We start from the raw sequence: 12,611 nt of genomic DNA, 5'->3' as shown, positions 1-12,611 counted from the left end.
ATGTTATTACCAAAACGTGTTAAATATCGTCGTCAACATCGTCCGGACACTACTGGTCGTTCAAAAGGCGGTAACTATGTAGCATTTGGTGAGTATGGTTTACAATCAACAACAACATCATGGATCACATCTCGTCAAATCGAATCAGCTCGTATTGCAATGACGCGTTACATGAAACGTGGCGGGAAAGTATGGATCAAAATTTTCCCTCATACACCTTACACTCAAAAACCTTTAGAAGTACGTATGGGTGCTGGTAAAGGTTCAGTAGAAGGTTGGATTGCAGTAGTAAAACCAGGCAGAATCTTATTTGAAGTTGCCGGTGTAGATGAAGAAGTAGCTCGTGAAGCATTACGTTTAGCAAGTCACAAACTTCCAGTTAAAACGAAGTTTGTAAAACGTGAAGAATTGGGTGGTGAAACAAATGAAAGCTAAGGAAATTAGAGACTTAACCACTTCAGAAATCGAAGAACAAATCAAATCTTCCAAAGAAGAACTTTTTAACCTACGCTTTCAGTTAGCTACAGGTCAATTAGAGGAAACTGCACGTATACGTACAGTTAAGAAAACTATCGCACGTCTAAAAACTGTCGCTCGTGAAAGAGAACTTAATGAAAGTAAGGCCAATCAATAATTAATTGAAAGAGGAGGTTACTAAAGTGACTGAAAGAAACGATCGTAAAGTATATATCGGTAGAGTAGTTTCAGATAAAATGGACAAAACTGTTACTGTTTTAGTTGAAACATACAAGACTCATAAGTTATATGGTAAACGCGTAAAATACTCTAAAAAATACAAAACACATGATGAAAACAATTCAGCTAAATTAGGCGATATCGTTAAGATTCAAGAAACTCGTCCTTTATCTGCAACAAAACGTTTTCGTTTAGTAGAAATTGTTGAAGAATCAGTAATTATTTAATCACTTAAAAGATAAGGGAGGTTTAACTTATGATCCAACAAGAAACACGTTTAAAAGTAGCAGACAACTCTGGTGCACGTGAAGTACTTACTATTAAAGTACTAGGTGGATCTGGTCGTAAAACAGCTAACATCGGCGACGTAATTGTATGTTCAGTTAAAAATGCAACACCAGGTGGCGTTGTTAAAAAAGGCGAAGTTGTTAAAGCTGTTGTTGTTCGTACGAAATCAGGCGTACGTCGTAAAGACGGATCTTATATTAAATTTGATGAAAATGCATGTGTAATCATTCGTGATGACAAAGGTCCACGTGGTACTCGTATCTTTGGACCAGTTGCGCGTGAGTTACGTGAAGGTAACTACATGAAGATTATCTCATTAGCACCAGAAGTACTATAATTTAAATAAACATTTACATTTTAAGGAGGTGCCCACATGCATATCAAAAAAGGTGACAACGTAAAAGTTATCGCAGGTAAAGACAAAGGTAAATCAGGTAAAGTCGTAGCAACTGAACCTAAAAATGACCGTGTCGTTGTGGAAGGTGTTAACGTTATCAAAAAACACCAAAAACCAACTCAATTAAATCCAGAAGGTGGAATCTTAGAAACAGAAGCAGCAATTCATGTTTCTAACGTACAATTATTAGACCCTAAAACAAATGAACCTACACGTGTTGGTTATAAATTTGTTGATGGTAAAAAAGTTCGTATCGCTAAAAAATCAGGCGAAGAAATCAAATCTAATAATAAATAATTAGCTGAAAGGAGGATCCACTTTGAACCGTTTAAAAGAAAAATTCAACTCTGAAATTACTCAGAACTTAGTTAAAACGTTTGATTACAGTTCTGTAATGCAAGTACCAAAAATTGAAAAAATCGTTGTAAACATGGGTGTTGGTGATGCAGTTCAAAACTCTAAAGCGTTAGATATCGCTGTTGAAGAGTTAGAAGCAATCACTGGTCAAAAACCTTTAGTTACAAAAGCGAAGAAATCAGTTGCGACATTCCGTTTACGTGAAGGTATGCCAATCGGTGCAAAAGTAACACTTCGCGGCGAAAGAATGTATGAATTCTTCGATAAATTAATCTCAGCATCATTACCACGTGTACGTGACTTCCAAGGTGTTTCTAAGAAAGCATTCGACGGTCGCGGTAACTACACATTAGGTATCAAAGAACAATTAATTTTCCCTGAAATTGACTACGATAAAGTAAGTAAAGTACGCGGAATGGATATCGTTATCGTAACAACTGCTAACACTGACGAGGAAGCTCGTGAATTGTTAACACAATTCGGTATGCCATTTCAAAAATAATCTCTAAAAGGAGGCTAATTAAGTGGCTAAAAAATCAATGGTTGCTAAGCAACAACGTAAACAAAAGTTCCAAGTTCGTGAGTATACGCGTTGTGAACGTTGCGGACGTCCACACTCTGTATATCGTAAATTCAAGCTTTGCCGTATTTGTTTCCGTGAATTAGCTTATAAAGGGCAAATTCCTGGCGTACGTAAAGCAAGCTGGTAATATATTAAAGGTTTGAAAGGAGGCAACAAATTATGACAATGTCAGATCCAATCGCAGATATGTTAACTCGCGTGAGAAACGCTAACATGGTTCGCCATGACAAATTAGAGTTACCTGCATCAAATATTAAAAAAGAAATCGCTGAAATCCTTAAAAACGAAGGTTTCATCAAAAACGTTGAATTTGTTGAAGACGATAAGCAAGGTGTAATTCGTTTATTCCTTAAATATGGTCAAAACAATGAACGTGTAATCACAGGCTTAAAACGTATTTCAAAACCAGGTTTACGTGTATATGCTAAAGCTGACGAAGTACCAAAAGTACTTAACGGTTTAGGTATTGCATTAGTTTCTACTTCTGAAGGTGTATTAACTGATAAAGAAGCAAGAAAACGTAACATTGGTGGCGAAGTAATCGCATACATTTGGTAATAATTAGAAAATAAGGAGGTGCCATTTCATGAGCCGTGTCGGTAAGAAAATTATTGAAATTCCAAGTGACGTTACAGTAACTATCGATAAAAACGTTGTGACTGTTAAAGGTCCTAAAGGTGAATTAACAAAAGAACTTAGTCCAGAAATGACTTATAAACAAGAAGAAAACACATTAGAAGTTGTAAGACCATCAGATTCTATTAAAGATAGAACTAACCATGGTACAACTCGTGCGTTAATTAACAATATGGTACAAGGTGTTTCAAAAGGTTTTGAAAAAACACTTGAACTTGTTGGTGTAGGTTACCGTGCTCAAATGCAAGGTACTAACCTTGTATTAAACGTTGGTTACTCTCACCCAGTAGAAGTTAAAGCTGAAGACGGTATTAGCTTCGAAGTTGAGAAAAACACGACAGTTAAAGTAGCTGGTGTGTCTAAGGAACAAGTTGGTGCTACTGCATCTCGTATCCGTGATATCAGACCACCTGAACCTTACAAAGGTAAAGGTATCCGTTACCAAGGCGAATATGTTCGTCGTAAAGAAGGTAAAACTGGTAAATAATAAATAACTTTCTAAAGAAAGGAGTATGGACATGATCAGCAAAATTGATAAGAATAAAGTGCGTTTAAAAAGACATGCTCGTGTTCGTTCTAAATTAAACGGAACAGCTGAAAAACCACGTTTAAACGTATACCGTTCAAACAAGCACATCTACGCACAAATTATTGATGACATTAAAGGCGTTACTTTAGTTCAAGCTTCTACACAAGACAAAGACGTAGCAAGTGAATCAGCTACTAAAGTTGAGTTAGCTTCTAAAGTTGGCGAAATGGTTGCTAAAAAAGCAACTGAAAAGAATATTACAGAAGTCGTATTCGATCGTGGTGGTTACTTATACCACGGACGTGTTGAAGCATTAGCAAATGCTGCACGCGAAAATGGATTACAATTTTAATTAAAGGAGGGACACTTAAGATGGCTCGCAGAGAAGAACAAAACAAAGAATTCGAAGAACGCGTTGTTACGATTAACCGTGTTGCAAAAGTTGTTAAAGGTGGACGTAGTTTCCGTTTCACTGCACTTGTAGTTGTGGGTGACAAAAATGGTCGTGTAGGTTTCGGTACTGGTAAAGCACAAGAGGTACCAGAAGCGATCAAAAAAGCAGTAGAAGATGCTAAGAAAGAATTAGTTACAGTTCCACGTGTTGAAGGTACAACTCCACACATTATCACTGGACGTTTCGGTTCAGGAAGTGTTTTAATGAAACCAGCAGCGCCTGGTACAGGTGTTATTGCAGGTGGACCAGTTCGTGCCGTACTAGAATTAGCAGGTATCACTGACATTCTAAGTAAATCATTAGGTTCTAATACTCCTATTAATATGGTTCGCGCTACTATTAACGGTTTACAGAACCTTAAAAATGCTGAAGACGTAGCAAAATTACGTGGAAAAACAGTTGAAGAACTATATAATTAAGGAGGGAAAATAAGTTATGGCTAAATTACAAATTACCCTCACTCGTAGCGTAATTGGTCGTCCTGAGACTCAACGCAAAACAGTTGAAGCTTTAGGATTAAAAAAGACGAATTCAACAGTAGTTGTTGAAGATAACCCAGCTATTCGTGGGCAAATCAACAAAGTAAGTCATTTAGTATCAGTTGAAGAAAAATAATTAAGGAGGTGCCGAAATGAAATTACATGAGTTAAAACCAGCTGAAGGATCACGTAAAGTACGTAACCGCGTAGGTCGTGGTGCTGCAACAGGTAACGGTAAAACAAGTGGCCGCGGTCAAAAAGGTCAAAAAGCACGTTCAGGTGGTAAATTAAGACCAGGTTTCGAAGGTGGTCAATTACCATTATTCCGTAGAATCCCTAAACGTGGTTTTACTAACATTAACAGTAAAGAATATGCTATTGTTAACTTAGACCAACTTAACAAGTTTGAAGATGGTACTGAAGTTACACCTGAATTATTAATCGAAACAGGCGTAGTTAAAAATGAAAAATCAGGCGTAAAAGTTTTAGGTAATGGTTCATTAGAAAGAAAATTAACAGTAAAGGCTCATAAATTCTCAGCTTCAGCTAAAGAAGCTATCGAAGCGAAAGGCGGAGCTCACGAGGTGATCTAATGTTTCAAACGCTTGTGAACTTCTTTAAAACTAAAGAAGTTCGTAACAAGATCTTTTTTACTCTCGCAATGTTAGTTATTTTTAAGTTAGGTACTTATATTCCAGCACCTGGTGTCAACCCTGATGCCTTTGATAGTAAACAAGGTTCTCAAGGTGTCACTGATTTAATGAATACATTCGGTGGCGGTGCCTTGAAGAACTTTTCCATTTTTGCAATGGGTATAATGCCTTACATTACAGCATCAATTGTTATGCAGTTACTTCAAATGGATATCGTTCCTAAGTTTAAGGAATGGGCTGAACAAGGTGACGTAGGACGTCGTAAAATTAACAACGTAACACGTTACTTTGCAATCGTACTTGCATTTATACAATCTATAGGTATGTCGTTCCAGTTCAATAACTACCTTAAAGGTCAGTTAATTACAGATAATACAATTTGGAGTTATTTACTCATTGCGATTGTATTAACGACTGGTACTGCATTTTTAATGTGGTTAGGTGAGCAAATTACTCAACATGGTGTTGGTAATGGTATCTCAATCATCATCTTTGCTGGTATTTTATCTACACTACCTGCATCGTTAATTCAATTCTATCAACAGGCCTTCGTAGGTCAGGATGATACGTCTATGGCTTGGTTAAAAGTCCTAGGACTTATCCTTGGTATGATTTTATTAACAATCGGTGCAATTTATGTGTTACAAGCGATTCGTAAAATACCAATTCAATATGCAAAGAAACAAACTGGTCAGCAACGCCTTGGTTCTAATGCAACGTACTTACCATTAAAAGTAAACTCTGCTGGGGTTATTCCAGTCATTTTCGCTATGGCATTCTTCTTGTTACCAAGAACATTAACGATGTTCTTCCCAGATGCAGCATGGGCACAAAAGATTTCAGATTATGCAGATCCATCTCATAATGTCGGAATGATTGTGTATGTGATTCTTATTATTGCTTTCACATATTTCTATGCTTTCGTACAAGTTAATCCAGAGAAAATGGCAGAAAACCTTCAAAAACAAGGCAGTTATGTACCTGGTATTCGTCCAGGAGAGCAAACTAAAAAATATATCACTAAAGTACTTTATCGTTTGACTTTTGTAGGTTCTATCTTCTTAGCAGCGATTTCAATTCTACCAATCTTAGGTACTAAACTTATGAATTTACCTCAATCTTTACAGCTTGGTGGTACAAGTTTACTTATCGTAATTGGTGTTGCAATTGAAACGATGAAGAGCTTAGAAGCTCAAGTAGGTCAAAAAGAATATAAAGGCTTTGGAAGAAGATAATTTAGTAGGAGGGCATTTATGAATATCATTTTAATGGGGTTACCTGGTGCAGGTAAAGGAACTCAAGCGAGTGAAATTATTAAAAAGTATCCTATCCCTCACATTTCTACAGGCGATATGTTCCGTAAAGCAATCAAAGAAGAGACTGAGCTTGGTAAAGAAGCTAAGTCATACATTGATCGCGGTGAACTTGTTCCTGATGAAGTTACTGTAGGTATCGTTAAAGATCGTATTTCTGAAGACGATGCGAAAAAGGGATTTTTATTAGATGGATTTCCTCGTACAATTGAACAAGCAGAAGCATTAAGTAAAATATTAAAAGAACTTGATAGAGAGCTTGATGCTGTCATCAACATTAAGGTTCAAGAAGAAGAATTAATGAACCGTCTTACAGGTCGTCGTATTTGTGAGATTTGTGGTGAGACTTACCATCTTGTATTCAATCCTCCAAAAGTCGAAGGTATCTGTGATAATGATGGCGGTAAACTTTATCAACGTGAAGATGATAACCCTGAAACAGTTGCAAATCGTTTAGAAGTTAACATCAAACAAACTAAACCGATTTTAGACTTTTACAAAGAGCAAAACCTTGTAAAAGATATTGATGGTTCTAAAGATATTAACGAAGTAACAGAAGATGTTATTTCTATCTTAGAAGAACTTAAATAAGCAACTGAGCGCTATCGATTAAGTGAATCATGAATGACAATGTTATTTTAATTAAGCACAACGAATATTAATTGAGTGACAAAAGGCAATAACGATAATTGATGATTTCCGTAGTTTGTCTATGTAATTTGAATGATTGATCACGAGATAGCACCAATAGGTCGTTTATAACTAGATAATGTTATCCATACTACCGAATAAAAGGGGGAAATGATCAATGGCTAAACAAGATGTAATTGAACTTGAAGGTACTGTATTAGATACTTTACCGAATGCAATGTTTAAAGTAGAATTGGAAAATGGTCATGAGATTTTAGCACATGTAAGTGGTAAAATTCGTATGAATTATATCCGTATTCTACCTGGCGACAAAGTAACAGTGGAAATGTCACCGTACGATTTAACACGCGGTCGCATCACTTATCGTTATAAATAATCGTCACTCCAACATATAGGGAGGTATAAAAATGAAAGTAAGACCATCAGTAAAACCTATTTGCGAAAAATGTAAAGTTATTAAACGTAAAGGTAAAGTAATGGTAATTTGTAGTAACCCTAAGCATAAACAAAGACAAGGTTAATAAAAGAGAGGTGTAAATTAATATGGCACGTATTGCAGGAATTGATGTCCCACGTGACAAACGTATCGTTATTTCATTAACATACATTTATGGTATCGGTAAATCTTTAGCTGAACAAATCGTTAAAGAAGCTGACGTTTCAGTTGAAACAAGAACTAAAGATTTAACTGACGACGAATTACAACGTATCCGTGAAGTAGTAGACGGTTATAAAGTAGAAGGTGACTTACGTCGTGAGAACAACTTAAACATCAAACGTTTAATGGAAATCTCATCTTACCGTGGTATCCGTCACCGTCGTGGTTTACCAGTTCGTGGTCAAAAAACTAAAAACAACGCGCGTACGCGTAAAGGCCCAGTTAAAACTGTAGCTAACAAGAAAAAATAATAAGTAAAGGAGGCAAATAACTCATGGCACGTAAACAAGTATCACGTAAACGTAAAGTGAAAAAGAATATTGAAAACGGTGTTGCGCACATCCGTTCAACATTCAACAATACAATCGTAACAATCACAGATGAATTTGGTAATGCATTATCATGGTCATCTGCAGGTGCACTAGGTTTCAAAGGTTCTAAGAAATCAACTCCATTTGCTGCTCAAATGGCTTCTGAAACTGCATCTAAAACAGCAATGGAACATGGTTTAAAATCTGTAGAAGTAACTGTAAAGGGTCCTGGTCCAGGTCGTGAATCAGCGATTCGTGCGTTACAATCTGCAGGATTAGAAGTAACTGCGATTAAAGACGTTACGCCAGTACCTCACAATGGTTGCCGTCCACCAAAACGTCGTCGCGTATAATATATTGTTGTTGTCACAAATTGCAGAAAAGACAGTATAAATTCAAGTCGACGTACTTAAGGAGGATAATAATAAATGATTGAAATTGAAAAACCTAGAATTGAAACAATTGAAGTTAGTGATGATGCTAAATTCGGTAAGTTCGTTGTTGAACCACTTGAACGTGGCTACGGTACTACACTAGGAAACTCCTTACGTCGTATCCTACTATCTTCATTACCAGGTGCGGCCGTTAAATACATTGAAATTGAGGGTGTTTTACACGAATTCTCAGCAATTGATAATGTAGTTGAAGATGTATCAACAATCATTATGAATATCAAAAAGTTAGCGCTTAAGATTTATTCTGAGGAAGAAAAAACACTTGAAATCGATGTAAAAGAAGAAGGCGAAGTTACTGCAAGCGATATTATGCACGACAGCGATGTTGAAATCTTAAATCCTGAGATTAAACTTGCAACAGTATCAAAAGGTGGACACTTAAAGGTTCGTCTAGTTGCTAATAAAGGTAGAGGTTACGCACTTGCAGATCAGAATAATACAAGTGATTTACCAATTGGCGTAATTCCAATCGACTCACTTTATTCACCTGTTGAACGCGTAAATTATACAGTTGAAAACACACGTGTAGGACAAAGCAGTGATTTTGATAAGCTTACTTTAGATGTATGGACTGACGGTTCTATTACACCACAAGAGTCAGTTTCATTAGCAGCTAAAATTATGACTGAGCATTTAAACATCTTTGTTGGATTAACTGACGAAGTGCAAAATGCTGAAATCATGATTGAAAAAGAAGAAGATCAAAAAGAAAAAGTACTTGAAATGTCTATTGAAGAATTAGACTTATCAGTACGTTCATATAACTGCTTAAAACGAGCTGGTATTAATACAGTTCAAGAGTTAGCGGATAAATCAGAAGCTGACATGAGGAAAGTCCGTAACTTAGGACGTAAATCTTTAGAAGAAGTTAAATATAAATTAGAAGACTTAGGTTTAGGTCTTAGAAAAGAAGATTGATAAAGGAGGTTAACTCATGGGTTACAGAAAATTAGGTCGTACTTCAGATCAACGTAAAGCAATGTTACGTGACTTAGCAACTTCTTTAATTGTTAACGAACGTATTGAAACAACTGAAGCACGCGCGAAAGAACTTCGTGGTGTTGTTGATAAATTAATCACTTTAGGTAAAAAAGGTGACTTAGCTTCACGTCGTCAAGCAGCTAAAACTTTACGTGACGTTGAAATCTTAAACGAAGATGAATCAACTCAAAGCGTATTACAAAAATTATTCGGCGAAATCGCTGAACGTTACACTGACCGTCAAGGTGGTTACACTCGTATCCTTAAAGTAGGTCCACGTCGCGGTGACGGTGCAGAATCAGTAATCATCGAATTAGTTTAATTCTCATAAATACACATACTACTACATTATAAAGCAAATGAGTGCAACGATAATGTTTGCCACATACAAATATTGTCTAGCTCAGAGTACCCCATCTAACTTAATAACTATTTAAAGCGTGAACTCATGTGATGGGGTGCGCGCTTTTTTATGTTCAGAGACGTGGCGCGTTGGCGTGCCCACGTCTATTTTATTTGTCTTAAAGTAGCTCGTACATCTTCAATATCAATCTTGCGCGGGTTAAACGTTGTTTCAACTTTAACACCTCTCTTTTCCTATGTGAAAAGAAAAAGACATGATTTCACTCACGCGATATACATGTTTGAAGGAATCATGTAAAATGGTGAAGTGAGTATAAAGTAGGAAGGGGAAACCTTTATGTGTAGGACGGAACCAGCTGTCGCATTTGAAAATGTAACGTTCTCCTATCAAGGCGATGCGCGTCATATATTGAAAGATGTGAGTTTTGAAGTTCCTAAAGGCAGTTGGACGAGTATCGTTGGTCATAACGGTTCAGGTAAGTCTACGATTGCGAAACTTATTGTTGGGATCGAAACTGTCAATGAAGGTACTATCAAGATCAATGGTGATATACATGATAAAGCATCACTCAAAACTATGCGAGAACAAGTAGGTATCGTGTTTCAGAATCCCGATAACCAATTTGTTGGTTCGACGGTCGCTTACGACGTAGCCTTTGGTCTTGAGAATTATGCGGTACCTCATGATGAAATGCGTGCTACAGTAGATGATGTGCTCAAGAAGGTCGGCATGTATGATAAACGTTATCATGAACCTGAGAGCCTCTCAGGCGGCCAGAAAGAGCGTGTCGCTATAGCAGGTATCTTAGCCTTAAAACCAGATATCATTATCTTAGACGAGTCTACTGCGATGTTAGATCCTGAGGGCAAACAAGACATCCTTAAACTGGTATCTACCCTAAAGGAAGAAGAAGGTATGACGGTTATTTCTATTACGCATGACCTTAATGAGACTTTAGAAGCTGACCGCATCATTGTAATGAATCAAGGTCAAGTGCATCAAGTTGGTACGATGAATGACGTTTTCAAAGATGCTGAGCAACTCAAGTCTATAGGTTTAACGCTTCCTTTTACGTTTCGTATACGAGATTTACTCGATCTTGATATCGAAAATTGTACGTATGAACGGTTGGTGGAACGATTATGAATATAACACTTTCTCAAGTTTCCTATACGTACCAACAACATACACCTTACGAATACCAAGCTCTTAAAGATGTGTCAGGTACCTTTGAAAGTGGCAAGTTTTATGCCATTGTAGGTAAGACGGGATCAGGTAAATCAACGTTGATTCAGCAATTAAACGGTCTTCTGAAACCTACATCAGGGTATATTATGCTTGGTGATTTGAAAGTGACAGCGAAAACGAAGGATAAGTATATTAAACCGTATCGTAAACATATCGGTATGGTGTTTCAATTCCCTGAGTCTCAGCTATTCGAAGATACGGTTGAGCATGAGGTGTTATTTGGTCCTAAGAACTTTGGTATGAATCTTGAAAATGCGCGTAAAAAGTCAAAGCATTTGTTAAGAACGTTGGGCTTTTCAACGGATGTGATGGAAAAGAGTCCATTCCAGTTATCTGGTGGTCAGATGCGTAAGGTAGCGATTGCGTCCGTGTTATCGAGCGATCCAGACGTGATTATCTTGGATGAACCGACTGCGGGCTTAGACCCAAAGAGTCAGTATCAGTTGATGACGTTCTTTAAGCAATTGCAATTAGAACAACAGAAGACGATTATCTTCGTGTCGCATGAGATGAACTTAGTGAGTCAGTATGCGGATGAGATTAAAGTGATGCAAGGTGGTACGCTTGTGAAGTCGTGCACGCCGCGAGAATTGTTTAAACACCCTGAGGAAGTCCAGAAACTGCATTTGGATCTACCTGATGTTGTGAAGCTTCAGTACGATATTGAGGCGAAATATCACATGAACTTTCCGGATATTGCGTTAACTGAAGAGGCGTTTGTAGACATGTATAACGATTGGAGACGTTCTCATGAAAGATAAAATGATTATCGGTAGATATTTACCAAACGATACGATCATCCACCGTTTAGACCCAAGAATGAAACTCATCTTCACGATCTTGTTTATGATAGCGATATTCCTATGTCACTCGTTCCCGCAATTCCTTATTGTATTGATCGTAATTGGGATTATGGTGAAGCTTGCTGACATTAAATTGCCTTTCTTGTTAAAAGGCCTAACGCCTATCTTCGTCTTCTTGATCTTTACGTTCTTGATGCACGTTTTCTTAACTAAAGGCGGTAAACGTTTATTTGAATGGGGTATCCTTTCAATTTACCAACAAGGTATACTTGAAGGTACGTATATCGTACTGCGTCTAGCATTCGTTGTAATTGTCTCTACAATCTTAACGTTAACGACGAGCCCAATTTCACTAACAGATGCTATTGAACGCTTATTATCGCCGCTTAAACGACTCAAAGTACCAGTGAACGCGATTAGTATGATGATGTCGATTGCCTTAAGATTTATTCCAACGTTAATGGAAGAGCTTGAGAAGATCATACTTGCGCAAAAGTCACGTGGTTCAGACATCAACAGTGGGAATTTCATTACACGTTTAAAAGCATTTATTCCATTACTGATTCCATTGTTCATTTCAAGTTTCCAACGCGCTGAAGACCTTGCGATTGCAATGGAAGTACGAGGATATGATTCTAAAAAAGAACGAACGAGCTATCGTCACTTAAAGTGGCAACTCAAAGATACGTTCGTGTTACTCACGATCATTCCGATTGTAGCCGCAATTTTAGTATTAAAATTTTTAGGAGTGTAAG

The 12,611-nt window shown here is 37.2% G+C and carries 24 protein-coding genes; all 24 read left to right on the top strand.

Features of this window, described 5'->3' with window-relative positions:
* The 24 genes from rplP to A33S_RS0108770 all read left to right on the top strand — a co-directional run bounded on the left by rplP (nucleotide 1) and on the right by A33S_RS0108770 (nucleotide 12,610).
* Nucleotides 1–435, top strand: coding sequence for a 50S ribosomal protein L16 (rplP, locus tag A33S_RS0108885; protein WP_009382791.1), 435 nt, complete (start codon nucleotides 1–3; stop codon nucleotides 433–435).
* The gene (gene rpmC / locus A33S_RS0108880) at nucleotides 425–634 is read left to right on the top strand and encodes a 50S ribosomal protein L29 (RefSeq protein WP_009382790.1); all 210 of its coding nucleotides are present in this window, start codon (nucleotides 425–427) and stop codon (nucleotides 632–634) included. The genes rplP and rpmC overlap by 11 nt, the downstream gene beginning before the upstream one ends.
* 25 nt (nucleotides 635–659) lie before the next feature.
* Nucleotides 660–923, top strand: coding sequence for a 30S ribosomal protein S17 (gene rpsQ / locus A33S_RS0108875; protein ID WP_009382788.1), 264 nt, complete (start codon nucleotides 660–662; stop codon nucleotides 921–923).
* A gap of 29 nt (nucleotides 924–952) precedes the next feature.
* A complete protein-coding gene (rplN, locus tag A33S_RS0108870; RefSeq protein WP_009382786.1) occupies nucleotides 953–1,321 on the top strand; it encodes a 50S ribosomal protein L14 in 369 nt (122 codons plus the stop codon).
* A gap of 36 nt (nucleotides 1,322–1,357) precedes the next feature.
* A complete protein-coding gene (gene rplX / locus A33S_RS0108865) occupies nucleotides 1,358–1,678 on the top strand; it encodes a 50S ribosomal protein L24 (protein ID WP_009382784.1) in 321 nt (106 codons plus the stop codon).
* A gap of 22 nt (nucleotides 1,679–1,700) precedes the next feature.
* The gene (gene rplE / locus A33S_RS0108860) at nucleotides 1,701–2,240 is read left to right on the top strand and encodes a 50S ribosomal protein L5 (RefSeq protein ID WP_017176754.1); all 540 of its coding nucleotides are present in this window, start codon (nucleotides 1,701–1,703) and stop codon (nucleotides 2,238–2,240) included.
* A gap of 22 nt (nucleotides 2,241–2,262) precedes the next feature.
* On the top strand, nucleotides 2,263–2,448 hold the full coding sequence (locus A33S_RS0108855; protein WP_009382778.1) for a type Z 30S ribosomal protein S14: 186 nt from the start codon (nucleotides 2,263–2,265) through the stop codon (nucleotides 2,446–2,448).
* Between the two features lie 32 nt (nucleotides 2,449–2,480).
* Complete coding sequence (gene rpsH / locus A33S_RS0108850) at nucleotides 2,481–2,879, top strand: 30S ribosomal protein S8 (protein ID WP_009382776.1); 399 nt, start codon at nucleotides 2,481–2,483, stop codon at nucleotides 2,877–2,879.
* A gap of 28 nt (nucleotides 2,880–2,907) precedes the next feature.
* The gene (gene rplF, locus A33S_RS0108845; RefSeq protein ID WP_009382774.1) at nucleotides 2,908–3,444 is read left to right on the top strand and encodes a 50S ribosomal protein L6; all 537 of its coding nucleotides are present in this window, start codon (nucleotides 2,908–2,910) and stop codon (nucleotides 3,442–3,444) included.
* Between the two features lie 31 nt (nucleotides 3,445–3,475).
* Nucleotides 3,476–3,838, top strand: a complete 363-nt coding sequence (rplR, locus tag A33S_RS0108840; RefSeq protein WP_009382772.1) for a 50S ribosomal protein L18 — start codon at nucleotides 3,476–3,478, stop codon at nucleotides 3,836–3,838.
* Between the two features lie 20 nt (nucleotides 3,839–3,858).
* A complete protein-coding gene (rpsE, locus tag A33S_RS0108835) occupies nucleotides 3,859–4,359 on the top strand; it encodes a 30S ribosomal protein S5 (protein ID WP_009382770.1) in 501 nt (166 codons plus the stop codon).
* A 16-nt stretch (nucleotides 4,360–4,375) separates the two neighbouring features.
* A complete protein-coding gene (gene rpmD / locus A33S_RS0108830; protein WP_009382768.1) occupies nucleotides 4,376–4,555 on the top strand; it encodes a 50S ribosomal protein L30 in 180 nt (59 codons plus the stop codon).
* Nucleotides 4,556–4,571: 16 nt separating this feature from the next.
* On the top strand, nucleotides 4,572–5,012 hold the full coding sequence (gene rplO, locus A33S_RS0108825; RefSeq protein WP_009382766.1) for a 50S ribosomal protein L15: 441 nt from the start codon (nucleotides 4,572–4,574) through the stop codon (nucleotides 5,010–5,012).
* Nucleotides 5,012–6,307: a preprotein translocase subunit SecY gene (gene secY / locus A33S_RS0108820; protein WP_009382764.1), complete on the top strand. Its 1,296-nt coding sequence runs from the start codon at nucleotides 5,012–5,014 to the stop codon at nucleotides 6,305–6,307. The genes rplO and secY overlap by 1 nt, the downstream gene beginning before the upstream one ends.
* A gap of 18 nt (nucleotides 6,308–6,325) precedes the next feature.
* Nucleotides 6,326–6,976 carry an adenylate kinase gene (locus A33S_RS0108815; protein ID WP_009382762.1) on the top strand — a complete coding sequence of 217 codons (651 nt, stop codon included), beginning with the start codon at nucleotides 6,326–6,328 and terminating at the stop codon, nucleotides 6,974–6,976.
* 217 nt (nucleotides 6,977–7,193) lie between these two features.
* A complete protein-coding gene (infA, locus tag A33S_RS0108810) occupies nucleotides 7,194–7,412 on the top strand; it encodes a translation initiation factor IF-1 (RefSeq protein ID WP_001118443.1) in 219 nt (72 codons plus the stop codon).
* Nucleotides 7,413–7,443: 31 nt separating this feature from the next.
* Nucleotides 7,444–7,557, top strand: a complete 114-nt coding sequence (gene rpmJ, locus A33S_RS0108805) for a 50S ribosomal protein L36 (protein ID WP_002482634.1) — start codon at nucleotides 7,444–7,446, stop codon at nucleotides 7,555–7,557.
* Nucleotides 7,558–7,579: 22 nt separating this feature from the next.
* On the top strand, nucleotides 7,580–7,945 hold the full coding sequence (gene rpsM / locus A33S_RS0108800) for a 30S ribosomal protein S13 (protein ID WP_009382758.1): 366 nt from the start codon (nucleotides 7,580–7,582) through the stop codon (nucleotides 7,943–7,945).
* Between the two features lie 23 nt (nucleotides 7,946–7,968).
* A complete protein-coding gene (rpsK, locus tag A33S_RS0108795) occupies nucleotides 7,969–8,358 on the top strand; it encodes a 30S ribosomal protein S11 (RefSeq protein ID WP_009382756.1) in 390 nt (129 codons plus the stop codon).
* A gap of 75 nt (nucleotides 8,359–8,433) precedes the next feature.
* Complete coding sequence (locus tag A33S_RS0108790; RefSeq protein ID WP_009382754.1) at nucleotides 8,434–9,378, top strand: DNA-directed RNA polymerase subunit alpha; 945 nt, start codon at nucleotides 8,434–8,436, stop codon at nucleotides 9,376–9,378.
* A gap of 16 nt (nucleotides 9,379–9,394) precedes the next feature.
* Complete coding sequence (rplQ, locus tag A33S_RS0108785) at nucleotides 9,395–9,763, top strand: 50S ribosomal protein L17 (protein ID WP_009382752.1); 369 nt, start codon at nucleotides 9,395–9,397, stop codon at nucleotides 9,761–9,763.
* Between the two features lie 378 nt (nucleotides 9,764–10,141).
* Nucleotides 10,142–10,951, top strand: coding sequence for an energy-coupling factor transporter ATPase (locus A33S_RS0108780; protein WP_009382750.1), 810 nt, complete (start codon nucleotides 10,142–10,144; stop codon nucleotides 10,949–10,951).
* Entirely contained in the window at nucleotides 10,948–11,814 is an 867-nt protein-coding gene (locus tag A33S_RS0108775) for an energy-coupling factor transporter ATPase (RefSeq protein WP_009382749.1), read from the top strand. Before A33S_RS0108780 ends, A33S_RS0108775 begins: the two co-directional genes overlap by 4 nt.
* Complete coding sequence (locus A33S_RS0108770; protein WP_009382748.1) at nucleotides 11,804–12,610, top strand: energy-coupling factor transporter transmembrane component T family protein; 807 nt, start codon at nucleotides 11,804–11,806, stop codon at nucleotides 12,608–12,610. The genes A33S_RS0108775 and A33S_RS0108770 overlap by 11 nt, the downstream gene beginning before the upstream one ends.
* Nucleotide 12,611: the final 1 nt, after the last annotated feature.

This window comes from Staphylococcus massiliensis CCUG 55927 (assembly GCF_000298075.1).
GTDB lineage: Bacteria > Bacillota > Bacilli > Staphylococcales > Staphylococcaceae > Staphylococcus > Staphylococcus massiliensis.
This window is presented reverse-complemented; position numbering and strand designations above follow the sequence as displayed.